24 protein-coding genes are annotated in these 25,739 nt (G+C 36.2%); 6 read left to right on the forward strand and 18 right to left on the reverse strand.

Annotation, left to right across the window (positions count from 1 at the left end; genetic code table 11):
- From HS129_09015 to HS129_09040, 6 genes are all read right to left on the reverse strand, one after another.
- The gene (locus HS129_09015; protein MBE7412184.1) at positions 1 to 873 is read right to left on the reverse strand and encodes an efflux RND transporter periplasmic adaptor subunit; all 873 of its coding nucleotides are present in this window, start codon (positions 871 to 873) and stop codon (positions 1 to 3) included.
- 262 nt (positions 874 to 1,135) lie between these two features.
- The gene (locus HS129_09020; GenBank protein ID MBE7412185.1) at positions 1,136 to 2,452 is read right to left on the reverse strand and encodes a 2-oxo acid dehydrogenase subunit E2; all 1,317 of its coding nucleotides are present in this window, start codon (positions 2,450 to 2,452) and stop codon (positions 1,136 to 1,138) included.
- Positions 2,453 to 2,454: 2 nt separating this feature from the next.
- On the reverse strand, positions 2,455 to 3,429 hold the full coding sequence (locus HS129_09025) for a pyruvate dehydrogenase complex E1 component subunit beta (GenBank protein ID MBE7412186.1): 975 nt from the start codon (positions 3,427 to 3,429) through the stop codon (positions 2,455 to 2,457).
- Positions 3,429 to 4,412, reverse strand: coding sequence for a pyruvate dehydrogenase (acetyl-transferring) E1 component subunit alpha (gene pdhA / locus HS129_09030; protein MBE7412187.1), 984 nt, complete (start codon positions 4,410 to 4,412; stop codon positions 3,429 to 3,431). Before pdhA ends, HS129_09025 begins: the two co-directional genes overlap by 1 nt.
- Positions 4,413 to 4,550: 138 nt before the next feature.
- Positions 4,551 to 5,030 (reverse strand): hypothetical protein, encoded by a 480-nt coding sequence (locus HS129_09035; protein ID MBE7412188.1) that lies wholly within the window; start codon positions 5,028 to 5,030, stop codon positions 4,551 to 4,553.
- An 11-nt stretch (positions 5,031 to 5,041) separates the two neighbouring features.
- Positions 5,042 to 6,538, reverse strand: a complete 1,497-nt coding sequence (locus tag HS129_09040) for a porin (protein ID MBE7412189.1) — start codon at positions 6,536 to 6,538, stop codon at positions 5,042 to 5,044.
- A 292-nt stretch (positions 6,539 to 6,830) separates the two neighbouring features.
- Between HS129_09040 and HS129_09045 the strand changes: the two genes are divergently transcribed.
- Positions 6,831 to 7,988, forward strand: a complete 1,158-nt coding sequence (locus HS129_09045; GenBank protein ID MBE7412190.1) for a hypothetical protein — start codon at positions 6,831 to 6,833, stop codon at positions 7,986 to 7,988.
- Positions 7,989 to 8,011: 23 nt separating this feature from the next.
- Here HS129_09045 and HS129_09050 read toward each other — a convergent pair whose 3' ends face one another.
- The 4 genes from HS129_09050 to HS129_09065 all read right to left on the reverse strand — a co-directional run bounded on the left by HS129_09050 (position 8,012) and on the right by HS129_09065 (position 12,710).
- Entirely contained in the window at positions 8,012 to 8,431 is a 420-nt protein-coding gene (locus tag HS129_09050) for a hypothetical protein (protein ID MBE7412191.1), read from the reverse strand.
- Positions 8,432 to 8,452: 21 nt separating this feature from the next.
- Positions 8,453 to 10,225, reverse strand: coding sequence for a UbiD family decarboxylase (locus HS129_09055; GenBank protein ID MBE7412192.1), 1,773 nt, complete (start codon positions 10,223 to 10,225; stop codon positions 8,453 to 8,455).
- A 62-nt stretch (positions 10,226 to 10,287) separates the two neighbouring features.
- The gene (gene topA / locus HS129_09060) at positions 10,288 to 12,189 is read right to left on the reverse strand and encodes a type I DNA topoisomerase (protein ID MBE7412193.1); all 1,902 of its coding nucleotides are present in this window, start codon (positions 12,187 to 12,189) and stop codon (positions 10,288 to 10,290) included.
- A gap of 332 nt (positions 12,190 to 12,521) precedes the next feature.
- On the reverse strand, positions 12,522 to 12,710 hold the full coding sequence (locus HS129_09065) for a hypothetical protein (protein MBE7412194.1): 189 nt from the start codon (positions 12,708 to 12,710) through the stop codon (positions 12,522 to 12,524).
- A 169-nt stretch (positions 12,711 to 12,879) separates the two neighbouring features.
- On the opposite strand from HS129_09065, the gene HS129_09070 reads away from it, so the two are divergent.
- Positions 12,880 to 13,731: a hypothetical protein gene (locus HS129_09070; GenBank protein MBE7412195.1), complete on the forward strand. Its 852-nt coding sequence runs from the start codon at positions 12,880 to 12,882 to the stop codon at positions 13,729 to 13,731.
- Here the strand turns inward: HS129_09070 and HS129_09075 are convergent.
- The 6 genes from HS129_09075 to HS129_09100 form a co-directional block, all read right to left on the reverse strand.
- Complete coding sequence (locus HS129_09075; protein MBE7412196.1) at positions 13,721 to 15,112, reverse strand: hypothetical protein; 1,392 nt, start codon at positions 15,110 to 15,112, stop codon at positions 13,721 to 13,723. The genes HS129_09070 and HS129_09075 overlap by 11 nt on opposite strands.
- Positions 15,113 to 15,182: 70 nt before the next feature.
- Positions 15,183 to 16,025 (reverse strand): hypothetical protein, encoded by an 843-nt coding sequence (locus HS129_09080; GenBank protein MBE7412197.1) that lies wholly within the window; start codon positions 16,023 to 16,025, stop codon positions 15,183 to 15,185.
- Positions 16,000 to 17,034, reverse strand: coding sequence for an N-acetylmuramoyl-L-alanine amidase (locus HS129_09085; GenBank protein MBE7412198.1), 1,035 nt, complete (start codon positions 17,032 to 17,034; stop codon positions 16,000 to 16,002). The genes HS129_09080 and HS129_09085 overlap by 26 nt, the downstream gene beginning before the upstream one ends.
- A 47-nt stretch (positions 17,035 to 17,081) precedes the next feature.
- Positions 17,082 to 18,668 (reverse strand): DEAD/DEAH box helicase, encoded by a 1,587-nt coding sequence (locus tag HS129_09090; GenBank protein ID MBE7412199.1) that lies wholly within the window; start codon positions 18,666 to 18,668, stop codon positions 17,082 to 17,084.
- Entirely contained in the window at positions 18,665 to 19,465 is an 801-nt protein-coding gene (locus HS129_09095; protein ID MBE7412200.1) for a class I SAM-dependent methyltransferase, read from the reverse strand. The genes HS129_09090 and HS129_09095 overlap by 4 nt, the downstream gene beginning before the upstream one ends.
- On the reverse strand, positions 19,465 to 20,169 hold the full coding sequence (locus HS129_09100) for an MgtC/SapB family protein (GenBank protein MBE7412201.1): 705 nt from the start codon (positions 20,167 to 20,169) through the stop codon (positions 19,465 to 19,467). Before HS129_09100 ends, HS129_09095 begins: the two co-directional genes overlap by 1 nt.
- 80 nt (positions 20,170 to 20,249) lie before the next feature.
- On the opposite strand from HS129_09100, the gene HS129_09105 reads away from it, so the two are divergent.
- The 4 genes from HS129_09105 (at position 20,250) to HS129_09120 (ending at position 23,424) form a co-directional block, all read left to right on the forward strand.
- Positions 20,250 to 20,708: a RidA family protein gene (locus tag HS129_09105; protein ID MBE7412202.1), complete on the forward strand. Its 459-nt coding sequence runs from the start codon at positions 20,250 to 20,252 to the stop codon at positions 20,706 to 20,708.
- Entirely contained in the window at positions 20,705 to 21,214 is a 510-nt protein-coding gene (locus HS129_09110; protein MBE7412203.1) for a hypothetical protein, read from the forward strand. Before HS129_09105 ends, HS129_09110 begins: the two co-directional genes overlap by 4 nt.
- Positions 21,215 to 21,973, forward strand: a complete 759-nt coding sequence (locus HS129_09115; GenBank protein MBE7412204.1) for a 2-C-methyl-D-erythritol 4-phosphate cytidylyltransferase — start codon at positions 21,215 to 21,217, stop codon at positions 21,971 to 21,973.
- 287 nt (positions 21,974 to 22,260) lie between these two features.
- A complete protein-coding gene (locus HS129_09120; GenBank protein MBE7412205.1) occupies positions 22,261 to 23,424 on the forward strand; it encodes an acyl-CoA dehydrogenase family protein in 1,164 nt (387 codons plus the stop codon).
- A 54-nt stretch (positions 23,425 to 23,478) separates the two neighbouring features.
- On the opposite strand, the gene HS129_09125 is transcribed toward HS129_09120, so the two are convergent.
- Positions 23,479 to 24,285: an ATP-binding cassette domain-containing protein gene (locus tag HS129_09125; GenBank protein ID MBE7412206.1), complete on the reverse strand. Its 807-nt coding sequence runs from the start codon at positions 24,283 to 24,285 to the stop codon at positions 23,479 to 23,481.
- Positions 24,269 to 25,735 (reverse strand): HDOD domain-containing protein, encoded by a 1,467-nt coding sequence (locus HS129_09130; GenBank protein ID MBE7412207.1) that lies wholly within the window; start codon positions 25,733 to 25,735, stop codon positions 24,269 to 24,271. Before HS129_09130 ends, HS129_09125 begins: the two co-directional genes overlap by 17 nt.
- Between the last annotated feature and the right edge of the window lie 4 nt (positions 25,736 to 25,739).

Below are 25,739 nucleotides of genomic sequence, written 5' to 3' on the forward strand. Positions count from 1 at the left end.
TTAGTATCCGAAACTTATTCCTTTTAATAAACCTGTTCCTCTTACTACGACCCTATCCCCTTTTTCAAGACCGGATACAATTTGAGTGTACAAATCTGCTTCAATCCCAGTCTGAACTTTTACTCTTGAAAAAGATCCATCGTCTTCTTCACGAAATACATAAGAGTCTTCACCGATTAATATAAGAGCTTCATTCGGTAAAGCCAGCCCGGGTATGTTTACTTCTTCTATTTGCCCGCTGCCATACATCCCCGGTTTTAAATGTTGTTTGGTATTTTGAAGTAATATTCTTACCTTGGTAGTCCTACTGATTGTATCCACTACGTCGGAAATTTCTTGGATTTTTGCTTTAATAGTCTCTGAAGGAAATGCGCTGAATTTTAGAGTGATTTGATTGCCAGGTTTTATCTGATCCATTTTTGATTCTGGAACCTCGGCAATGACAAACACCCAGCCGACAGGAAGTCGATTCAATTTTTCAATTGGAACTCCGAGTAATTTCAATCGGTTGTTATTTTCTTCTAATGCTGCACTCATCTGCTCCAATTGAACTTGAGCGTCAGACAATTCTTTTCCGGGTGCTGCTTGATTCTCTACTAAATATTTTAATCTGGAGTAAGACTTTTTTGCGCCATAAAGAGCGGCCTTGTTCTTCAAGTATTCAGTGTACACAGCAGACTGCTCTTGGGTTTCAAAGAGGTAGGCTTTTCCACCAAGACTATTGGCTACACAACTAACGCTTACCCGAATCGGTACTGTGAGTTTTACTCCAAGATTTTTTGTTGTAATTTCATCTATAACAATTGCAGAAGGGAGTCTGCCCTTCCCCTGTTTTCTGATAATCGCACCATTTGACTCGGAAATTAATTTCACTATCTCATCTGAGCTGTGTCCGCTTTCTTTTTTACAGTACGATATAAATAGAAAAAAATGAACAATGAAAAATAATAAACTAATTTTTCTGGATATAAATAATTTCTGGAAGTGTAGCAATTTTTAATAAACCAAACCCAAGCAAGAATCTTATTTATGGAATTAAGACAAATGCAATTTTTACAAGGTCTAGTTTTTTTTATATAGGTAGAGCTTCAAGTATTAATCCAAAGTTTCAAATTGATTCAAATACACAGGATTTTTAAACTAAAAGTTGATGCGGGTGCTCTATTAAATCTTTAAATTCACTTAAAAATTTTGCACCTACTGCACCGTCAACCACCCTGTGATCACAAGATAATGTAACAGTAATAGTTTTTCCTGCGACGATTGTTCCATTTTTCACTACAGGTTTTTCTACTAAAGAGCCTACCGCCATAAGTGCTCCTTCCGGCTCATTGATAATTGCAGAAAAACTAGAAATCCCAAACATCCCAAGATTAGAAATCGTAAAAGTTCCATCGGTATATTCGTCCGGTTTCAATTTGCGCTTTCGAGCCTTGTCGGCTAACGCTTTAATTTCGTGGTGAATTTCAAGAAGACTCAAACTATCCGCTCCCCTCACATAAGGAGTGATGAGCCCCCCATCCAAAGATACAGCGATTCCGATATCGACTCTGCCATGCCTAAGTATATGATCTCCTCTCCATGAAGAATTTGCTTCCGGTACTTTTACAAGTGCAATGGAGCAGGCTTTAGTAATCATATCGTTTATGCTAACCGATTCAGGCTCTTCTTTTTTCTTTTCAGCAAGAGATTTCAAATCAGAATTAATTTTTTTTCTTAACTCAAAAACCGGCTCTGCATCAAATTCCAAGTTCAGATAAAAATGGGGAATATTATTTTTTGCATCGTGGAGTCTTTTGGCTATCACCTGACGCATACCTGAAATCTCAATGATCTCATCTTCTGTTACAGCAGAATTCAACCGACCTCTGTTTTGAGATTTTCCATTAGAAATAAAACCCAACACGTCTCTCTTTAAAATTCTTCCTCCGGGTCCAGTTCCTTCTACTTTCGTAATGTCGAGTCCTTTATCTAAGGCAATGGATTTTGCAAGTGGAGATGCAATTAGCTTTCCCTTAACCGGAATTCCGAATGACTTAGGAGGTGGCTCTAAAACCTTTACTGAGGAAGGAGGGGGATCGACCTGAACACTTGGCTTTACAGGCTCTTCGATTGCCTTAGAAGAAGCCTTTGCGGGTTCTGGGATTGGATTAGAGATAGATCCATCTTCTAATTTCTTTTTTGCCTCTTGTATTAATGCACTTACATCTTCACCGGATTTTCCGATTATGGCGATAGGAAGACCGACCTTTACTTTTTTTCCTTCTTCTGCAATTATTGATAAAATAGTTCCGCTGTCAAAAGCCTCAAGCTCCATAACTGCTTTGTCTGTTTCTACCTCTGCCAAAATATCTCCCGGCTCAATAGAATCTCCGATTTTTTTAATCCACTTTACCATTAGTCCTTCCGCCATAGTTGGGGAAAGTTGAGTCATTTCAGTAATCTTTGCCATATCTACTCCAAAATTTTCCTGACTTTTTCTTTTACTTTATCCGCAGTTGGTAGAGAGAGTTGCTCTAAATTTGCTGCATAGGGCATGGGCACATCTTCTTGAGTTATTCTTTCCACAGGGTGATCCAAAAAATCAAAAACATTTTTTTGAATTAAGTAAGCAAGATGCGCTCCATAACCTGCTACAGGCCAACCTTCCTCTACTATGAGTACCTTGTTTGTCTTTTTGACAGACTTGTAAATCGTATCTTCATCTAAGGGTCGAATAGAGCGAAGGTCTAAGACTTCTGCATAAATTCCTTCGCTTTCTAATTCGTTTGCTGCTTGAATTGCATACAGATAACCCCTCGACCAAGTGATAAGGGTGATGTCGGTTCCCTCTTTTTTAATTTCTGCTTTTCCGAGCGGGATTAGAAATTCTTCATCAGGAATTTCCCCTGTAACACCGTACAATACTTCACTCTCTATAAAGATTACAGGGTTGTTGTCTCGAATGGAAGTTTTCAGAAGCCCACAAGCATCTTTTGGAGTAGATGGAGCTACTACTTTCAACCCGGGAATATGAGCATACCAACTTTCAAAACATTGCGAGTGTTGGGCAGCCAACCTTCCGCCTACTCCACCTGCACCTCGAAAAACCATAGGAATTGGAAATTGCCCCCCACTCATGTAGAGTAATTTTGCTGCTGCGTTCACTATATTGTCTATAGCTACAAGAGAAAAATTCCAAGTCATAAATTCTATGATAGGTCTAAGCCCAAGCATAGCAGCACCAACTCCCACACCCGCAAACCCATTTTCAGAAATCGGTGTGTCTATAACCCTCTCTTCTCCAAATTTTGCAAGCATACCCTGGGAAACCTTATACGCACCTTGGTAATGCCCCACTTCTTCACCCATTAGAAATATATTAGGGTCTTTTTCCATTTCTTCGCACATTGCACGATTCAAAGCGTCTCTATAAGAAATAACAGCCATTACACATCCTCCGCATAAACATGTTTGTACAACCAGCCGAGTGGTGGCTCTTCACTCTCTTCCGCATAACGCACAGATTCCTGTACTTGGGACACTACCCTCGATTCAATTTCATCTAATTCTTTTTCTGAAATACCACCTTCCAATAAATCTCCTTTTGCCCTAAGTAGAGGATCTCTTTTTTTATACATATCTACTTCTTCCTTGGTTCTGTACTTAGCCGGGTCACTCATGGAATGTCCTCTAAATCTATAAGTAGAAATTTCTATTAAAGTAGGACCTTCTTGCCTTCTCGCGCGATCTACAGCATTTTTTACGTGGTCTCTTACTTTTCTTACTTCGTCTCCTTCGATATGATCCCTTGCTATATTATAAGCCACTGCACGAATAGACACATCTTTTACGGCAAGAGAGCGATACTCGGGAGTTCCCATTGCATAGTGGTTATTTTCGCAAATCAAAATCAAGGGTAACTTCCAGATTGCGGCTAAATTTAACGCCTCGTGAAAAGCCCCCATATTGGCAGCCCCTTCCCCGAAAAAACAAATACACACCCCATCTTCTTTTCTATATTTAATAGCATAAGCAGCACCGGCAGCAAGTGCAATGTGACCCCCTACAATTCCATGCCCTCCAAGAAAGTGCTTAGATTTATCAAAAAAGTGCATTGACCCTCCCTTACCGAGAGAGACCCCCGTTTTTTTACCGAATAGCTCTGCCATAAGCGCATTTACATTCAAACCTCTTGCAATCGCATGACCATGATCCCTATATGTCGAAAAAATATAATCTCTTTTGTCCAAAGCAGCGATTGCACCCACCCCTACTGCCTCCTGCCCGATGTATAGATGACAAAACCCGCCAATTTTGCCTTCACTGTAAGCCTTTGCCGCTGCTTCTTCAAACCGACGGATGAGAAGCATTTCTTCATAAAACTTTCTTAGCTCTTCTATGCTTTCTTTTGATTTCAATGAACTGCTCACAGATGACCTCTTTTTGAAAAATGGTTTTCTTCAAATACTTTAACTTCAATTCAATTGTGTCCACTTTATTTTTATTGCTATATTCGTGAAAACATAAAAAAATCCGGCTCATACGGAAGAATTGAGCCGGAAATGCAACTAATACACCATGATATTCATTGTTTGATCGTTTGTAGTTGTTGCAGTCTTATTGCATGAGTTGAAACTTGTAGTCCCGGACACGCCTGCTGTAACAAAAGATGTGTTGCTAAATGCGCTTTGAGCATTCGGGAACTTGTTTTGATTCAAATGACAAGAAGTCGCTGCTCTAAAACTTGTAGCACAATCCGATAGTGAATGGTAATCCGATTCGGTAAAATATTTTGTAATCTCTTTGTTACACATAGTAGCGTAGTTAAATCCATATCCATCTGCAATACACGAGTTTAATACGTACACTGCCCACCTGCATGCGTTAGTTACATTTGGCGACCCTCCAGATAATGCTAAAGATAAAAGAGTAGATTTCGTTTCTCTGTCGTTTGAGTCTCTCTTCTCACAATTTGCTATAACAATGCTCAATGCGAATACGATTGCAAGTCTGAAAAATAATCTATTTGAAGTTTTCTTGAAATTCATCTTCGTGCTCCTTAAAATTTTGCCACAACGCCCAGAACTATAGAGTTCTGAGATTTTGCGGGTCTTCCTTTTTCATCAACAAACTGTTCTCCAAGCCCTCTATCGTGTCGCAGATCTACTTTTACAATCAAATGCTCGTTGTAGATATACGTTGGAGTGATTGTATAGGTTCTAACTTGACCGAGATTCCCTGCCGGTTTTGAGTTCACTTTATTGTAGTTGGGATCCAAATCCATTCTTCCAGAAGGAATCTGCCCATACAGTGGCGCATTCACAACAAGCGGTCCACCATATCGACTATCATCAATATGCTCATAACGCATGGCTAAGGCAAATTTTTCTGTGAAGGTATATTTAAACCATACCCCGTAAGTGTTGTAGATTCTTTTTACTTTGTTGCTACTTCTATTCACAGAAATATCGCCTATTCCATCGTTGTTCAAATCAATAATCTTATTTCCTTCGTTTACGTATGCGTAAGAATATTCTGCAACAGATCCGGACTTTTCTCCAAAGGTCCAATCGAATAAAAGAAAAATTTTCTCACTTGGAGTAAAGATCAATTGAGAGTGATTGATAAACCAGTAGTCTCTATTGAACTGCACATTTGGTCTGGACGGTTTCGCACTACTTCCTGAATATTGTAAATATTCACCCATAGCGTAAGCCTCATTTGAAATTCTTCCTTGATCTAAATCATTTCCAAACCCGGTATTCCACACCAATTTAATTCGGTCTCTTTTTATATTACCTTTCAATTGAGTACCGATAGCTGGAGTTTTACTCAGCCTATCGTTCGCATTCCACCTCGAAGTATCCGTAAGCATAGTGGGGCTCCCGGATGCGTTATTCGGATTGTCTCTTGTCATGCTCGGGTCCCTATACGAAGAATAAGGATTATTGTATCCTGTACCCATGATGCTATTGTAAAGAAAGAACGCAGCCGACCAATCGTCGCTCACTGTCAAAGTGGCTCTTGCACCTGTATGAATAAACGGAATCGTATTGAAGAATATATACCCAATAGTGTAATTAATGTTGTCTTTAGAATCCAACACCTCATTGCCTAAATGAGTAGCCATCTTTCCCATATCCACTGTAAGACCTTTTAATACAGGAAAATATATAGATACATAGCCCTGTTGCAACATATTCATGTTGTAAATATTATTTGTTGTGGAGTATGGTCTTTCTTGGAAAACGTTATTTGTTCCGTTTTGAAGATCCAAACGAAAACCCCAACGCTCTTCTTTTGTAGCTACTTTTTCTATCGCAAGTTTAACGTTATTTATCGTAACTTGTTTGTTATACCCATCGAAAGTTCCGGAAGGGTCATACTGATTTCCTTGTTTATTGTTTGTTGCGTATTTATAATACACATCCACATAACCGGAATAGTTTACCGTATCGTACCATTTTTTTTCCTCTTTTTCTTCTGCCAAAACAGAATAAGACAAGAGAAAAAACGGAAAATATAAAACTATTTTTTTGTAACATTTGTTTTTCATAGCCTAACCCTCAATCAATCTCATGCAAAATGTGTGCCAAAAATAAGAATTTAACAAAATAAAGGAAATGCTCACTTTTCAAACAATTAATGCACTTTTTAATTAAAAAAAAGATTAAGATAGAATCAATAAAAGGACTACATGCCTAAATATTAAGCATTTTAAAATTTATTAAATAAATGCTAAGCTATTTGTATAAATATTATACTTGAATTATGGCTTAAATAGTTTCTATATTTACAAACCGAATTTGAATTTGCTAAAAATCTTGTATTAGAGAAGTATAGATGCGATGCATAGAAATGTCTTAATTTTTCTCACCTTTTACAATTTTTTATTTTGTCAGGATATAAAAAAACCACCAGTGCAATCTCTACTTTTTCCTACACTCTCCATAGGCTCCGAAAAAGTAGGGGTAATCTCCACAGACTATGGAGCTTCAGGTAGATTTTCTGTTATCAATTCTGAAGTATTTTTATCCACCACAGGATTTTCCAACGTACATTCAGACGCATTAGCAAGATACATCGACGGGAAAGTTTATGTTATTAATAGATTGAACAGAGACAACATTCAAGTATTAAATCCAAACCTTGGGTTTTTAACAGAGTTAGAATTTTCTACAGAATCAGGATCTAACCCTCAGGATTTTATAAAAATCAATTCTGAGAAAGCCTACATTTCCAGATACAATCGCTCCTCTATTTTAATAGTAAATCCGTCAAGCGGCACACCTATCGGGCATATTGATCTAAGTAGTTTTAATGAAACAAATTCACCGATTTTGGACAATCTCCCTGAAATGAATCAAATGTATTTGTACGAAGGCAAGGTCTATATTCAAGTTCAAAGATTGGACAGAAACGACGAATCCGGGTATTTTGCGCCTAACGCATCTTCTCAATTACTCGAAATTGATACTTCTACAGATAGAGTGATTCAATCCTATACATTTCAATCCAGAAACCCGATGAGTAAAATTCAAAAAGTGGAGCTATTCGGCGACCCACACTTAATCATGGCTCTTCCGAATCGCCAAGGTTTTTTGAGTAAGATTGATGGAGGAGTGGAAGGGTTTAATTTAAAAACAAAATCGTTCTATCCAAAATTTTTGTATTCAGAGTCAGAGGCAGGAGGAGACATACTGGATGTGAAAATAAAAAATGACTCACTTGGTTTTGCTTTTGTTTTAGACTTGAGCCTAAATAAGTACATTCAAAGTTTCAACCCTTCTACAGGAAAAAAAATTTCTACATTAGCCTACTTCCCTGCCAATTATGGAAATATCTCTGGATTAGCACTTTCTTCAAGTGGAAAATTATACACAGGTGAATCTAACTTTTCAAAGCCCGGTGTAGCGATTTACGACACAAACAATGACAACAGAAGACTGAACCAAGCTACAATAGATGTCGGACTAAGACCGTTTGATATAATTGTATTAGAATAATTTTTGAACTATTGTGCATTTTTTCAATAGCAAATCTTGGATAAGTACAAGGTCCAATCAAGATAGTAAACTTTTTTAATTCCATAGTCAAATGTTTCAAATAGCCAAATATCTTCATTTGTAAGATTTTCTTCACCCAATTCAAGGTACGCAGTAGAAATATCTTCGGAAATTTCTTTGAACAAAATATAGTGATTTGCTTTTTTGGGGTCTAATTCCCTGTCTTTGAATGCGTACAACGCACCCAAAATTGCAGAGAAAATACCTTTTTTCAAGATGGTATTTTTCTTTAGATTCAACTCTGAATAAATTTTTTCTGCTTCTGTACTGATTTCTTCTTTGTCAAATTTTTGAACTAATGATTTTTGTTCTTCTTCTCTATAATCACCCGACTTAGAATTTTTTAATTGAGAGATTAGATCGTGAGCATCCGGCTTAGCCATCTGTAAAATCTACGCATAGACTTATAAATTGTCTATGATTTTTCCAAATTTCTCATCTACTTTTTTTTGAACTTTTTTGTCCGGCTCTAATACTGGTGGATACCAATCCTTCATTCTACAATCAAAAATTACAGGTGCAGAAAACGAAATATGATTTCTAACCACATTGTATTTTCCGTAAAGGTCACCCGCAGGCTCAAAACGAGTAAATACAGTCCAGATAAAATCATGCTCTGATCTTACCGCATCTATTGAATCGTCCACAAGAAATACAAACAGAAAACCCTGCACAATTTTTTCACTAAGCAGTTTCTCAGGAAGCCTATCACCCTTTTTGTATTTTTTCCCGGAGATAACCAAAGCCCCATCAATAAAAATTCTTGGATTAGAAAATAGAGAGCACTTTAAATGTCCGGTTATACTTTTTTTCAGAGAGTTCTTTTTTTCTCCAAGACCGAGAAGAATCATTTTACTTCCTTGGTTTACACCAGGTCCCGTATAGTCGAGTGTGTCTTGAGAAATATTACTCAAGATATAAATGTCCGTATTCGGGTTTATTCTCTCCAAAATTATAGTAAAAAATTTCTTAAAATTCTTTAGCTCAACTTTGCAATCTGTAACAAACAAACACTTAGTGAGTGAAAGGTGGCCTTCCCCTAAGATTCTAAGTGCTGCAGTGAACGCCTCTTTCGGATAACGCTCTTTTACTATAGCACCGGCTAGAGTATGAACTCCAGATTCTTCAAAAGCCCAGACAGATTCTAATTTTGGCATCACAAGTGGAAACATGGGAGATAGCAACTCTTGTAAAAACTCTGCAATAAAATGGTCTTCTTGAGGAGGTCTTCCTACTACAGTCGCAGGCCAGATTGCATCTTTTCTGTGGTAAATGGATCGAACTTTTAAAATAGGATAGTCATGCTTTAAAGCGTAGTATCCGTAATGGTCTCCGAAGGGCCCCTCTGGTTTTCTTTCTTTTGGTGGAATTTCGCCTAGTATTACAAAATCTGCATCTGCAACAATTGGTAGAGGGCTAATGTTTTTATTTCTATACATTTTTAACCTCTCTCCGAGTAGTAGAGATGCGATAATTAACTCACTCAAATCTTCTGGCATAGGTGCAATTGCAGCCAAGGTCAGTGCAGGAGGTCCACCTACATAGATGTGTGCAGGAAGAGGCTTATTTAGTTTTTCAGATTCAAAATAATGAAACCCTCCTCCTCTGTGGATTTGTATATGCATACCTGTAGTATTTGAGTCGTGGAATTGAATCCTGTACATCCCGAGGTTTGATTTTCCGGTCAGTGGACTTTCTGTGTAAACGAGGGGTAGAGTGATAAAAGCTCCACCGTCTTTGGGCCATGACTTTAATTGGGGTAGTTGAAAATTATCCACAGGAAAAATAGACTTACCTAAAACCAAGGGAGAGTGTACTTTTTTTAAGCCAACTTTTAATGCTTCAAAGGCAAGACTTCTCGCTTCCCAAATTTTTCTAAAATTGGGGGGCATCATATTTTGAGCTGTGTCGGCTAACTTTTTTATTAGTTCAATCGGACGATTTCCAAAAGCGATCCGAATTCTTTTTTCTGACCCGTATAAATTCGTTGCTACGGAAAACTTAGTTCCTTTTACATTTGTAAATAAAATAGCTGGGCCTTTTTTTGATACCACCCTTCTTTGTATTTCTGCAAGCTCTAATTTGGGATCTACTTCTTCATCAATGAAAAGGAGCTCATTATTTTTTTGTAAAATTTCTGTAAATTCTTTCGTAGATCGGATTGGGAAGTTTTTCATATTATTAGACTCTATACATCCATTAAAAAACTACAAAAAAAAACACAACAGTAAAATTCTAATCAAGGTTTCTCATAACTTACAAACTCACAATAGGGAAATCTACTGCACCTGTAATAGAGCCTCTTTTTTCTAGTCAGGTTTTGTACAAGTTTTCCATCTCCACACAATGGACATGGATTTTCTTTTTGGACAAGAGATTCTGGGTTTTTCAAGTTTTCCAATTTACTGTTTTTGCCTGATTTCACTTTTGATAAGGCTTGAGAAAAGGGAGAATAAAATTTTTCCAATAGTTTGACTCTACTCAACTCTCCACTCTCTATCCTGTCTAAATCTTTCTCCATTTCGGCGGTAAATTTCTCATCTGTAAAATCCGAAAAATTTTCTACCATCACCCCATCCACTACACCCCCAAGCTCCGTAGGAAAAATATACGACTTTTTTATTTCTATATATTTTCTTTTTTTTAAAATTTCAAAAATCGTAGAGTACGTGGACGGTCTTCCAATCCGAGTCTTTTCCATTTTCCTGATTATTGAGGATTCCGTATAACGTACAGGAGGATTTGTTTCTTTTTTTTCAGAAGTAATTTCCACTACTTTTAGTTCATCTCCTTTCCTGACTTGAATTTTATCGTAATCCTTAAACTCCTTTAATTTACCAAAAGAGAAGCCTTCCATAAAACCTCGAAACAATACTTTGTCACAACTGAACTGAAAAGAATAATTTTTATAATCTGCTGAAATTGTAGTATTTTCGATTTCTGTGGGCTTCATTCCGGAAGATACAAATCTTTCCCAGATCAATTTGTACAATTTTAACTGGTCTATATTTAAAAAACTTTTTATGGATTCAGGATTTTTCCATACATCTGTAGGTCGAATCGCCTCGTGTGCAAATTCTTTCCCACTTTTTTTTTGCGGATTTTTAGAGATATAGTCTTTCCCATATTTATTTTCTATAAACTTCTGCCGGCTTTTCTCTGCTTCTAAACTCACAGACCTTGAATCTGTTCTCATATAAGTTACAAGCCCCGACTTCCCGAATTTTCCGAGATTCAAACCTTCGTATAGCTCTTGGGCTACTTTCATAGTTTTTTTTGGAGAAAATTGTAAAAATTGAGACGCATCTTGTTGTAAGGCAGAGGTATTGTAGGGAGACGGCGGATTTTTTATTTTTTTCTTTTTAAGAACTTCTTGTACTTTCAAAAATACATCACGAGTATTTTTTTTATCTTGTTCATAACTAAAATCCTTTAAAATTTTTTCTAAATGATCTTTTGTTTTAATTTCTGCAATTTCCCCAGAAATTTTTTTAAGAGTCATATCAAATTGAATTTTATCTTTCGTTTCAACTTGAGCATCAATTGTAAAATATTCTTCCGGTGTGAAATTTTTTATTTCTAGTTCTCTTTTGCAAATCCAAGAAAGCACAACCGACTGAACCCTACCCGCAGACAATCCTTGAACAGAAATTTTTTCCCAGAGGATAGGGCTAATCATATAGCCTACCAAGCGATCTAATATCCTTCTTGCAATTTGAGACTCCACTAAATTAGAATTGATAGACTCTTTATTTGCCAAAGAATTCCATATCGCCTCTTTACTAATCTCTCTAAACTTAACCCTGTAAAAAACTTTTTTTTCTTTTTGCAAAATTTCTTTTAGCTCATGGCAAATAGCTTCACCTTCTCTGTCGGAGTCCCCACCCAAGTATATCTCAGTTACTCCTTTTGCCTTTTCACGAATCTGCTTCACTACCTTTGATTTAGTTTTGGGGATTTCAAACTCAGGAGTAAAATTTTTTGAGACTAAAATCCCAAGTCTTTTTTCCGGGAGGTCTAAAACATGACCAAAGCTTGCTTCTACAAAAAAATCATTTCCCAAATATTCTCGAATTGTTTTTGCCTTAGTCGGTGATTCGACCAAAAATAATTTTTTAGAAGTTGGATTAGCTTTAGCCATTCAATTAGAAACTTTGCTTAGATAGATGCACTTTAAAGTATGGTATATCAAGATCAATAGAATTTTTTAAATTTACTTATGACGCTACTGTAAAAACCCCTTTCAGGGCTTTTTACAACGATAGAAAATGGCGATTCTATTGGCTTTTTGAACAATTGCTTTTTTTAAAAAACGACTTTTTGCAGGTACGCCACTTATTATTAAAATTACACGTTCAATAATTCTATCAGCTTGTAGTTTATATAAAAACGAAAGAGTTGGGAAAAGTTTAAAAAAATCAATTACAAGAAAAATCCGGCTTCTTATCGAGTTTTTAGAAGCCGGAAAAATCGTTACGCATAAATATCTAGTATTTGTTTTGCCTGTCCAGGCTCCTTTTCTGTAACGTTTTGAAGTACATTCAATTTGATTAGTTTTGAATTCAGTTCACTTTGTGCCTGAAAGATTTCCTTTGGTAGATTGGCAATCCTCTCAAAACTTAAAACGGGTGATATGGTATTTCCAAGGTTTGCAATATTCATAACTGCCTCCTGTTTTTATTTATTCTGTCCCCCCACTTCTACATTCGGATAAATAGAAAAAAACTTTAGCACAATTTTTTTTAAAAATCGGGTTTTTCTATTTTCAAGTTAATGAAATACAATTTCTCTGACAATAAAATAGGGAAAGATTGAAAGAGTCTAAATCTATATGGAATATTTCTATCTATTGAAAAATGCGATTCGGGCAGAATCTGAAAAGAATTTTGCAAAAGCATACAATATTTACAGTGACACTTTCAAATCCTGCACGACTCCAAAAACTCAACTCAGAATTCTTACAAAAATGGCTTGGTGCCAATATCAAGTAGGGAACAAAGAGGAGACTGAAAATATTTTTTCCAAGATCAGCTCTATGTATCCTGATGCACCACACGGAATTCAGTGCTATGCCGATTTTTTAGTAAGAACAGGTCGCCATAAATTAGCCAAAAACATTTTAACAAAAGCATTAGAAAGATTCCCAGAACAATTAGAGCTGTATCTGTCTCTTGCGGCACTTTTAAAGAGTACCAATCGTTCTTTTGAAGCAATCGAAATACTAAAATCTGCCCTTACAAAAGAAAATTTGATTATCGGAAAAACCATTAAACGAAAAGATATGTGGGCTGAACTCGGATCCATGTACTACGACCGAAACAACTACAATTCAGCTATTGTATGTTTGAAGAAGTCTATGAGAATGGGAGAAGAAAACGAATTTTACCACTATGACTTATTGGCTTTTTGCCACATAAAAATCAATGACCCAAAAAATGCACTAAAATATATAGACCGCCATATCAAAATCTATGGAGACCAAGACCCCACAGATTATATTCTAAAAGCCAGAATCCACTCTCGTTTAGAAGAGTTGCCCGAAGCTGCGTCGTGCATTCTAAGAGCTTACGCATTTGAAAATTGTATATCTTTGAGCTTAGACGAAATGTCGGACTTTTCGGCACTAATCAAGAATGGATTTTTTCAAACTCTAGAAAATGTAGAATTTGAAGCTACTTCTTAGTCAAGTAGGTATCCACTTCGCTTACTAATTCTTCTTCGGGAGCCTGTATAAAAGTAGTTATTTGAGGTTTTTTGGATTCGTCAATATTTCCAAATTCACCTGTTATAGAATGGCTCAACAAGTCCTTTATCAGACCAAGAATTGCAGGATCCTTACAATTCTGAATCGAGATGATGTTTGGAACTTCTTTATCCCATCGAAATTTAATATCGTTATTCTGAACATAGAAAGATTCTGTTTGACCGTCCCCATCAGCATCAATCAATATATAACGAGTTGAGTCCCCACCTACAAGAGTAAGACGTTTTCCTCTTCCTTCTTTTACGGCCACTTCTGATTTTGCTGGCTCGGTTTGTTTTTTAAGTGGCTCTTGCTTTCCGGTTTCTGCGGCTTTTTCAGATTTAGGCTCAACCGATTGAGGTTCCGAATTTGTCGCTTCAATCTGTTTATTTTGAACAGGTAAGTTTTCTACAAAAAATGTAGAGTTGGTCACATTCAAATGAGTTAATAAAAATTTGTATTTATCTATGTGCGATTGAATCAATTTTGTTCTTAGCTCAGTAAACATTTTCCCATAATTGGTTTGTACAAAATTTCTTCCGTCTTTATCTATTTTCATAAAATCAGGCACGCCATGAGTTCTGGCAAAAGCGATATAGTCTGGATTGCCGTCGGTCTGGACTGTAAAAAAATCTTGATCATCCTCATTGCCGGGAAATTTCACTTCAGGCAATTTTTCTTTTGCGTCTGGTTTATCGTGGTTGCGTAAAGCCGATTTTAAAAATTCCAATCTATCTTTGTGCTTAGTTCTTGCTTCTTCTGTTTTTTGTTTTGCTTGCTTATGTGCGAAGGAATTTAGCCCTGCACTTCTTAACTGAACTTGTTCGTCTTCTTCTCTCTGTCTTAAAGAAATATTTAGATTGCGTAAAATAGAATCGTATCGATACAAAAGTTTATAAATCATATCGTCGTATTCTTCCAAAGATTTTCCAAAACTTGTTACTTGACCAGCTCTTTTTGTTCTCTGAATATCCAACTCTTCAAATTCTCTGATAAACTGAACTCTCTCTGCATAGTTTCGCAACTTCTCATTGTACTCGTCTCTTTTTCTTTTTACGTCAACTATATCATCGTATCCGTCTTTTAATAGATATATTTCTCCGTCTTTAATCACAAGTAGAGTTGATTCAGAGGTGTCTTTGGATAGAACTGCTGTTTTTAAGGGTCGATTCTTGGAATCCAACTGATTGGAGTAATGAAAAGCCAATCGGTCAATAGAAAAATCTGTAATATTGTGAAAATTAGGCGAAGATTGAAAAGCCGGCTCGGAAGCCAGATTTATAGAAAAAAATACGGTCAAAAAAAGAAAAAGAATGAACATGTTGCTTCTCCGAAATTTCCAGAATAAAATCATTTAGCTAATGTTAATCCGGTCATAAAAATCATCAAGCTTATTTAGCTCTGATTTTCTTTTGAACGAAAGAATATTCGAGTCCGGGAAAGTCTTTTCTTTGCCCATCCAACCGAAACTCCAAGGTGTCGATCTCCGGAAAATTTGAAAAAATAGTCTTTTCTATCGCCATGAAGGTAGATTTTAGTATTAAAAGTCGAGTTTTTTTGATTTCTCGTTTTCTTTCTTCCGGGTCAATATTCACTTTCTTGGAAAAAAAATGCCCCTCGTCTGAATCTTCGGACTCTTCTCCAAGATTTGGATTTTCTACCCTAAACTTCAAAGCCTCGATTTCATCGCTGATCGTAGATTCACGAAAATCAATAATAAGTTTTTTTTCATTTTCACGAAACCAAGAAGAAATTACAGAGGTCTGGAGATCGGGTAGTTTTTTTAGGTTTACAGAAAAAACAATTTCGTTACCCAAAGACTCTTCATAAAAAGGGGGTCCTCCGACTTCACCAATTAGAGTAACTATTTTTTTCGCAGGGTCATCAAGAAGTAAATTCATCTTACGATTTAACTCAAATACATTTCCCAAGCCATCCGACACATACACTTTACCCAAAACCAATTTTTCTTTTGGAGGAATTTCGTATAAAGCAAACGGGACGAGTAGTTTTAGAGGATTTTTACTGGCGAGAAAAAATACAAACACAAATAGTATAAATACAGCCCAAGAGAAAAATAACAACAAAAACTTTTTGTCTGACTTTTCTAATTCTTTTTCACTTTCCTGAAGAATTTTGTCTTTCACTGGAACAATTTTTGACTCACTCAATGAACGAAAAAAATTGATTATTGAAATAAAAAAATTTTTAATCTTTTGCATTCGCATAGTCATGCAAACCTCCGGCAATTCCCTTTAATAATCTTATCCGAAATTTTTCTTTTTGAATAAGTTTAGATTCCTTACTATTAGATAAATATCCCATTTCCACAAGAATTGCCGGCATAAGACTCCCCCTAAGTACGGAAAAATCCGCTTTTTTTACACCACGATTCAGAATTTTCGGGCTTAGTTGTTTTTCCAGTCCTTTTTCCACAAACCCGGCAAGTTTCTTACTTCTCCTTTGCACTACAGAGGATAACAGACTCGCCCGAATTTTCATTACATCCTTACTGTATTTCCCTGAAAGTAGCTTATTTTCTAAAATTGCAAGCTCTCTTGCATTTTCTGTTGTAGGGGTTTGCGATAGAAAATATATTTCAAATCCATTTGGCTCTGTACTCAAAGAAGAATTGCAGTGAAGGCTGATATATATAGACTCCCCTTTTTTCCGAAAAACTTGGTTTGCAATCTCTGACCTTTCCTCTAATTCCAAAAATATATCCGTACTCCTTGTAAGAACGATATTTAAGTTCGGGTATTTTTTATTGAGGTAGGTTTTTAAATCTTTTGCTGTTTTCAGAGTAATATCCTTTTCTTGCACCCCGGATGAATCGGAAGAGCCAGGATCTTTTCCCCCATGACCCGGATCTATAATCAGGTTCTTTAAAGAAATTTTTTCTGAAGAAATTTTTTCAGGATCAGAAATTTGTAAATCTATAAAATTTTCTCTAAAACTGTAAGAAACTTCTTTCTCTGTCAAATACATAAAAATCACTTCTACTACATCCGGAGGCAATAATAGTTTGCCCTTTTTGTGCAAAAATGGACGACTGATCTTTTCCAAAGATTTTGAGTACACATAGAAAAACGACCCAATCCGAAAAAGTATTTCTCTTTTTTTTCTACCTTGAATTTTCCCCTTCAAAGTAGAATAATCAATGCTTAGATTCAATTCAGGAAATCTTTTTTTTAAAGATTCAAACGAAATATAATTTTGATTATTCTCAAAGGGGATTTGAATACTTTTCGCAAAAATTTCATAAGCGAAAAATACAGATACTAAAAATACTAGAATCCGAATACAGACTTGATTTTTTTCCAAATCGTATTTGGCTTCTTTTTTACTGAATTGGATTCGTCATTTATATCAAATAGATTTCTCTTCGACTTATCGTAATGAGTTTTCTTTTCAGTTGTACGTGAAGAATGATGCTTTGGCTTATGCTCAAATTTACTTCTATGACCTTTGGGCTTTGTAATTTTAACATTGGTCTTTCCCATTTCACCGATGACAGAATCTGCTTTTTTCAGATAGTTCTCTGCTTCTTCTAAATTTGAATAAGGTCTATCATCTCCACCGATTTTCTTTTTGTATTCTTGCTTTCCTTTTTTATCTTGAAATCTACCTTTCCCTTTTTTGTTTCCATGTTTGTGAGTAGATTTTTTCCCATTCCTTGAATTTTGAAACTCGTTATTTTTAGAAAATTCTTTTTCGTTTTCCATGATAAATTTTTTGTATTCTCCTTTGGGAAAGTTCAGATAGTCTTCCCTTACCTGCAACATTGCTATTTTTCTACCAATTAGAGTTTCGATCTTTTCAAGCTCAGTGTAATCTCTTTCAGAACAAAAACTGATAGATGTACCCTTTCTCCCTGCTCTTGCAGTTCTGCCGATTCTATGTACATAATTTTCCGAATCCGAGGGAAGATCAAAATTGTACACAGAATTAATGTTATCTATATCAATTCCTCGTGAAGCAACATCGGTCGCTACCATGTACCTGTACTTTCCCAATTTGAAATCTTTCAGCAAACGAATTCTTTTTTTCTGATCCAACAGTGAAGAAATTCCTGTGGCTGCAATTCCATAATTTCTAAGATTGATAACTATTTCTGAAACCATTACTTTCAAATTAGTAAAAATAATTCCCAATCCTTCGCTTTCTTCGTTTAAGATTAAGTTCACCAAGTAGGGAATTTTTTCTTCTCTGCCAAGATGGATCAACTTCTGGTCAATATTTTCAGTCGTAACTTTTTCAGGCTCGATCTGTATCTCTACAGGATCATTCAAATAATCCGCAGCAAGCCTCACTACATAATAGGAAAGAGTTGCGGAATACAGAAAGGTTTGTTTATTAGAGTGGCATTTCTTCATAAGAAAACGAACATCTTTGATAAACCCCATATCAAACATTCTGTCTGCTTCGTCCAACACGAAAAACTCGATCCCAGACAAATCTATTTTTTCGTTTTTTATGTGGTCGAGTAACCTGCCCGGTGTCGCTACAATGATACTTGCATCCTTTAACTCTTTTTCCTGCTCTTTGTAATTGGCTCCACCTATGATGGTCGCAACATTGGATTCAGAGTACTTCAGCAATTTTTTTGCTTCTTCTGCAATTTGAATTACAAGCTCTCTTGTAGGAGCCAAAATCAAAGCCCTTGGATGTTTAGAGTCATCAGTCAGTATTCTGTGAACGATTGGAATTAAAAATGCTATGGTTTTCCCTGTTCCGGTCTGAGCCAATCCGGTTATGTCTCTTCCTTCGAGGCTGGGTAAAATTGCCTTCTCCTGAATCGGAGTAAGCTCTAAAAAACCAAGGTCAGAAATGGCTTTTTTAATTCTTGAATCTATTGGTAAATCTTCAAATTTCATATTTTTACTTTTTTCGCTATGATTTGTATTGTATCCCCATAACAAGTCCAATCTGCAAGTGTTTTATAAACAAAATTTGAAAGAAATTTCCCCTTCCAGCCGAGGTCTCTGTGTTTGTGATAAGAAAAAGGCTTTTGGAACACGATTTTCATACCCATTTTGTCAAAAACACGAGACAAAGAGAGAGGATCGTAGTCAACAAAATGGTCTTTTGGGTGGGTCAAAAACCAATTTTTCGGGTTAGTTCTAAATGTAGGTCCATCAAAAGAAGGGCAGGCAAGCATAAAAAGACCATTCTCTTTTACCATGGACTCAATCTTCCATAGAATCTCTTCTTGATTTTCAAAATGCTCTAAAACAAAATAGGAAGACACAAGATCGTATTTCTCTTTGGGTTGATAATTCTCAAAAGAGCCTGAAACTACATTGAGTCCAAGTGATTTCGCATAACGCACTTCATTCTCAGAAATTTCTATTCCTTTTGTAGTAAAACCACTTTGCCTTGCCTCGTCTAAAAAAAATCCTGCTGCACACCCAATTTCAAAAACAGAAGGACTTTCCGATTTTAAATATTTGTGAACGAGTAGAATTCTTTCTTTGGCGATTTTTCGTAAAAAAGATTCGTCTTCATAATACGTTTTTTTGTACTGACTTTTGTATTCTTCCATAAAATAAGAATCTTCATAGACTCTTGACTTTGCCGGTAAAAAATAATACGCTCCGGTATTTCGGCATACCTTGTAATACTCTGGATAGTTTTCATCTTCCGAAAAATCGAAAATTTTTACTCTTTTCATTAAATAGCTTTTGTTACATTGTAAGATAGAATATGCTCATCTTCACTCAGCTCGTTCATTAATTCTTCTTCCATAACAGGTGAAATATGAATGTCTGCTCTATATTCCACCTCGTTCACCCTCTTATTTATCATTTCAGAATCAATGACTATCCCTTTTCGGTACATTTCCTTTTTTAAGTGGGAGACTTTTTTTGCTTTTTTCAAAACCAATCTAAGCGTTCTTAACCTTGGGCTTTTTGCCTGAGTTATCTGCTCTAAGTATTTCACTCCAAACAAAATCAAAACTACAAATCCGGTAGAAACAAAACCCAACACATAGAATCCAGCTCCTATAGCAAGACCAATGGCAGCGTTCGTCCAAATTGTTGCCGCAGTCGTAAGACCAATCACTACCCCACTTCCCTTACTCTGCAAAATTGCACCCGCACCTAAAAATCCAATACCGCTCACTACTTGTGCCGCAAGCCTTGCCGGATCCCCGGTAATTTTTGAAATGCTCTCTCCACCAAGTGTTTTTGAAACTGAAGTTGAAAGATGAATAGAGATTATCATTATTAGAGTTGCACCAAGACAGATGAGCATATTAGTTCTCAAACCTGCGGGCTTTCTCGAAATTTTTCTTTCAAATCCAATTACAGCACCGGAAAGACAAGACAGACCTAACTTTATCAAAATTGTATTTAACTCATCAATATCGAACATAAGCCTTATTTTTTTAAATTAGTGAAAAAGTACAAGCAATTTTTTATTGAAAAGAGACTGTCTGAATTTAGCCATGACACATGACTCCTTTAGAAAAACTAAAATCTCTCAAATTAGAACTCCCGACCCCTCCAAAAGCTATCGCAGCCTATATCCCTGCAAAATCTTCCGACAAACTAATCTTTACATCCGGTCAACTTCCAATGAAAGACGGAAAACTAAAATTTACAGGTAAATTAGGCAAAGAAGTCGATTTAGAAATGGGAAAGGAATGCGCTAAAATTGCATGCCTAAACGGGCTATCTGCTATTTCCGGTGTTTTAGGAGGTCTGGATAGAATTTCAAAAATTATTAAAATAGGTGTTTATGTAGCGTCCACACCTGAATTCACTGACCACCACTTAGTCGCCAATTCTGCGAGTGAGCTTTTGGTCAATATCTGGGGGAACCTTGGAAACCACGCAAGATTTGCGATAGGAGTCCCTTCCCTTCCATTGGACGCACCTGTTGAATTGGAAATAATTGCAGAAATACGATGAATTTTCTTAAAGAGTTGTTGTTTCTATTCAATGCTTTTCCAGTCATTCTTAAAGGATGGGTGATCAAGACCTTTCATGCCTACACAAAGTTCGCAGAATTTTGGAACGAAAAATCTTTGGTTGGAAAAGTTTTATTTCTCTGTCTATTAATTCAATTGATAGTGAGCACACAAGGCTGGATTGACTACACCGTGAATTTTAATCAAATCAAAGAAGAAATTTCTGTATCCGTTCGATCAAATACCTTTTTTATTTTAGCGAGCCTTTTCAATTTCTTCTTTGTAGGTTTCTGGAAAAGCCATTGGGTCAAATACCTTTTTTATCTATCTCAGGGTTTTTGCGCTGCCATTTTTCTAATTAGTTTTCTATTTTCCGATTTTTACTTTGTAGAATTCCTAAAAAAAACAGATTACGAATTTAACTCTGCATTTTATATTTTTATTATCTCATGGGTCATAAATACGATTCTATTTTTGTTCAATGAATCACAGGAAGTGAGAATTTAATTGAACAGTATTTATGGGGTTGTTCTCGCCGGTGGAACAGGCAGTAGAATGAAGAATGATTTCCCTAAACAATTTCTAAAATTAAACGGAAGAAGTTTACTCTCCCATTCAACCGAGAGAATGAATAGCTTTCCTTTTTTTAAATCTATTATCATAGTTTCACACCCAAAGTTTATCCAAGAAACTGAGGAGGAAGTCGCTCAATACTTACGCGAAGGAGATAGGATTGTAGAAGGTGGAGCTACAAGACATGAGTCAACATTGTCAGCTTTAAATTCTATTTCTTTCGATAGCTCAGATATATTTGTATTTCACGATGCAGCAAGACCTTTTTTTACTAACACAGAAATTTATGACGTGTGCAGATCGGCTACAAAAACCGGCGCGTCTACTCTTGCAACTAACGTATCTGAAACCGTAGTTGAATCTTCTAATAATACCGTGATATCTATCTTGAACAGAAATTCTGTCTTTTTAATCAAAACCCCTCAAGCCCTACAGATGGAACTCTATACAGAAAAACTGCAAAACATTGATTTTACGCAAGACAAAGAGCCAACCGATCTTTGTTCGTGGACTGCACTCGCCAAGGTGCAAACTTCTATCGTGAACTCAAACCCATTCAATATAAAAATTACAACCAAAGATGACTTAAATTTAGCAGAAAAATTCTTCGACCTTTTCTTAGAATGGGAAAGCAAAAATCCTTTTGATCCAAAAAATTGTGGAGGTTGTTCGGTTCGAAAACACATTCAATAATAGATGCACCTGCAAAAAAAATCACGCTTGCTATTCAATACAATTTGCCATTGATTCGCAATGTAAAAAATCCAAAAAGTGGAGATTTCATGATAATTCTATAATTTTTTAAAAAAAATTGAAAGAGAATTTTTTTGTAATCCATGTTTTTACTGAATTGAACTCTAAATTGAACTAGAACCTATCCTCTCTTATCCTTTCCTATTGCTGAAATTTTCCTATTATTCTATTTGCCTTCCAGAATGCCTTTAAAAAAATTGAATATAATAACCGTAAGGATAAGAATTATGTATCAAGCCTTCACAGAAGAACAAATTCAGATGAGAGACCTTGTTCGAGATTTCGTCAAAAGGGAGATTACCCCTGCAGTTGCAATGGAATGGGACGAGAAAAATGAACACCCTAAAGAATTAATTACCAGAATGCGTAAAGAGCTGGGAATGAATGGAGTTACTATCCCTGTAGAATACGGTGGATTGGGACTTGGCTCCATGGAACAATGTATCATGATCGAAGAAATGACCAAAGGTTGTCTCGGAATCACTCTATGCTTTGGTTACACAGGGCTTGGGCAGCTACCGATTTTAAAAGGGGCATCTCCTGCTCAGGCAAAAAAATGGCTAGAGCCAGTGATTTCAGGGGATCACGGAATTTCCTTTTGTCTTTCAGAGCCTGGAGCCGGCTCCGACGTACCGGGAATGGTCACAAGAGCAGAGAAAAAAGGCGACAAATATATCATCAACGGAGTAAAGCAATGGATTACCGGTGGAGGAGATGCAAACGCCTACACAGTTTTTGCTTATACCGATAAAAACCGAGGCACAAGAGGAGTGAGCTGTTTTTATGTGCCAAGGGATACTCCGGGTTTATCCCTAGGAAAAAAAGAGAATAAACTGGGAATTCGTGCAAGTGACACTCGTCAGATTATTTTTGAAGACGTTGAAGTTCCTGCAGAAAACTTAATCGGAAAGGAAAACCTTGGCTTTATTTATGCTCTACAAACCCTAAATGCTTCAAGACCCTTTGTAGCTGCAATGGGCTTGGGTATATGCCAAGCTGCACTAGACCATGCTTCAAAGTATGCAAGAGAAAGAGAGCAATTCGGTAAAAAGATTTCTACATTCCAAGCAATCCAACATATGTTAGCTGATATGTCAATAACTACAGAGGCTGCTAGAGAATTGACTTATAAAGCGGCAAGAATGTCCGAAACAAATGATCCAAACCTACCAAAATTTGCGGCTATTGCAAAGGCTTTCACTTCTGAAAGTGCTGTAAAAGTAGCAACTGATGCAGTGCAGATATTCGGCGGTTACGGTTATACAAAAGAATACCCTGTAGAAAAATTAATGCGCGATGCAAAAATTCTAACCATTTTCGAAGGAACTACTCAAATCCAAAAAAATGAGATCGCCGCTTACGTAATCAGAGATTCTGCAAGTAACAAATAGTCCAACCTCTGAAGAATGAATAGAAAAATACGTCGAGTTTTCGGCGTATTTTTTTTATTTAGGCACTACTGTAAAACGTCTATTTTTCTTTAATACTTTTAGTGAAAGCGAAAATATCTCCGATAATTTTTTATCCGTAAATTGGCCTTCTATTTCTCCTGAAGAGATCAATCTCCCATCTTTGATTAGCGCAGCATGAGTGTAAAATTCAGGAATTTCGTCTGGTCTGTGGGTGATTAATATTGAAGTAAAGTTTTTTCTTTTTCTTATCTGATTTAATATCTCAAAAAAATCTTCCCTTGCAGAAATATCGAGGGAAGAGCAAGGCTCGTCTAAGATCAAAATTTTTGGATTAGAAATAATTGCACGAAGAAGTAAGATTTTCTTTTTTTCTCCCGAAGATAGGTTAGAATAGTTTTCCTCTTTTCTTTTCAACCAGCCGAATTTTTTCAACACTTTTTGAACGACTTTTTTTTGAGTTTTTTCCATTTCAAAGTACACTCCGATTGTAGAAAAAATTCCTGTAGAAACGATATCTTCTATGGTCAAATTTCTTTGTAGCCTTTCTGATTGATGTTCGCTTTGAAGTATCCCGATTTTCTTTTGGATTTCATTTAGAGGAATGTTGCCGTATTCTTTTCCAAAGACCTTGATAACTCCTGATGTAGGCCAAAGAGAACCATAGATTATATTTAGTAGAGTTGTTTTTCCGGATCCATTTTTTCCAAGAAAGACCCAGTTTTCTCCCTGATGAATAGTAAGATTGATTTTGTTTAGAATAATTTTTTGGTTTCTTATAAAAATTATATCTTTGAGTTCAATAATTTTTTTAAGGGACTGTTTGCTACGCTTGACCGTCATAAAGAGTAGTTATTTTTTTTAAATACTTATTTAGCTTTTCCTCTGAGTCAAGAGAAAATGTTTTTAAGATATTTCTATCCATAGAATAGAAATTCCCTTTGTTTTCAATGGCGTTGGAGAGCATATTGGCAAGGTAGATTATCTCTACAACATCTTTGTACTGTGGTGGAGCTAAAAAAGGCCTATGGTGGAATTCAATGACTGCGACTAAGTCATCCGGGAATCCCCATTTTTTAGACAGCATTGCCCCAATAGTAGAATGACTTATACCGATAGCGATTTCTTCGAGAACTGTAGAATTACTTCTTTCCTGATTGGCGTAGTTGCTCATTCGACTGAACAAAGATTTATCAATTGTTAATAGAACGAGTTTTCCAATATCATGTAGCACTCCACCTACTGCAACAAGATCAGAGTATTTTCCTTTTCCGTGATCCATCGCAAGCAATCGAGCGATATAACTGCAAAGGTTGGAATGATCCCAAACCTTTTGCAATTTATCAAAACGCCCATCCATAATTTTCATTACACCGGAAACATAGAGCATATTGCGTACATTTTTTAATCCTACAACCTTGACGGCTGCGAGTATTGTGCTGACCTTATTTCGATTAGAAAAAAAGCTGGAGTTAGAAAGTTTTAAAAGCCCTGCACTCAAAGATAAATTTTTCTCGATCTCGTTTGCAATTATATTAAGATTCGAGTCGGGGTTATTGCACATTCTTATTAGCCTGTTTAAACTCTCCGGCAATGGCGGAATCTCTTCGATCTCACTCATGATTTTTACTTTAAATCTATTTGTAACTTCCACAGGGACAATTTCTTTCGGAATTGATAAGGAAACTTTTGTAACTCCGGATGAACTTGTGATACTAAATTTATCAGCCCCAATTCCAGTGTTCTTTAGCAAGAGATGAACCAAAATCAAACCAAGTCCTGCACTTTCTTGATTATCGGACATTTCTAAAAAAGCCTCCGATAGGTCTTTAAATCTTTTAGAAGCCTCCATCCTTGCTTCAATTCTTCGCATCTCCTCCGGCAAGATAGTGGAATTATTTTGAACAGTCAAAGTCAGTATTTGATTTTCCAACTTACCTTTAAAAATCACTCTATAGGAAGATTTTTTTAGGAAGTCTTCCTGTTCGCTCCATTTCTCTGTTACCTCCTGAAAAAAACTATGCATCCCATTTCGATATTGAACAGGGTCTTCTATGTTTAAATTATTTCTGGAAAAATAATCTCTTTTTACGATGGCCTTCCCTGCATTTGTCAGGACTTCTTTTATTATAGAATATACGACTTCCAATAAATACAGGTTGTCTAAATGGCTCATTACTTTTTGAAGAAGTGAGTAAATATCTTGATTGATTTCATCGCTTACAAAAGAAAACTCCAAAGAGAATTCTTCTCCGTTTATCAGTTTGTAATGAATCTCATCTATATCAAACATTGGT

The sequence above is a fragment of the Leptospiraceae bacterium genome (genome assembly GCA_015075105.1).
GTDB lineage: Bacteria > Spirochaetota > Leptospiria > Leptospirales > Leptospiraceae > JABWCC01.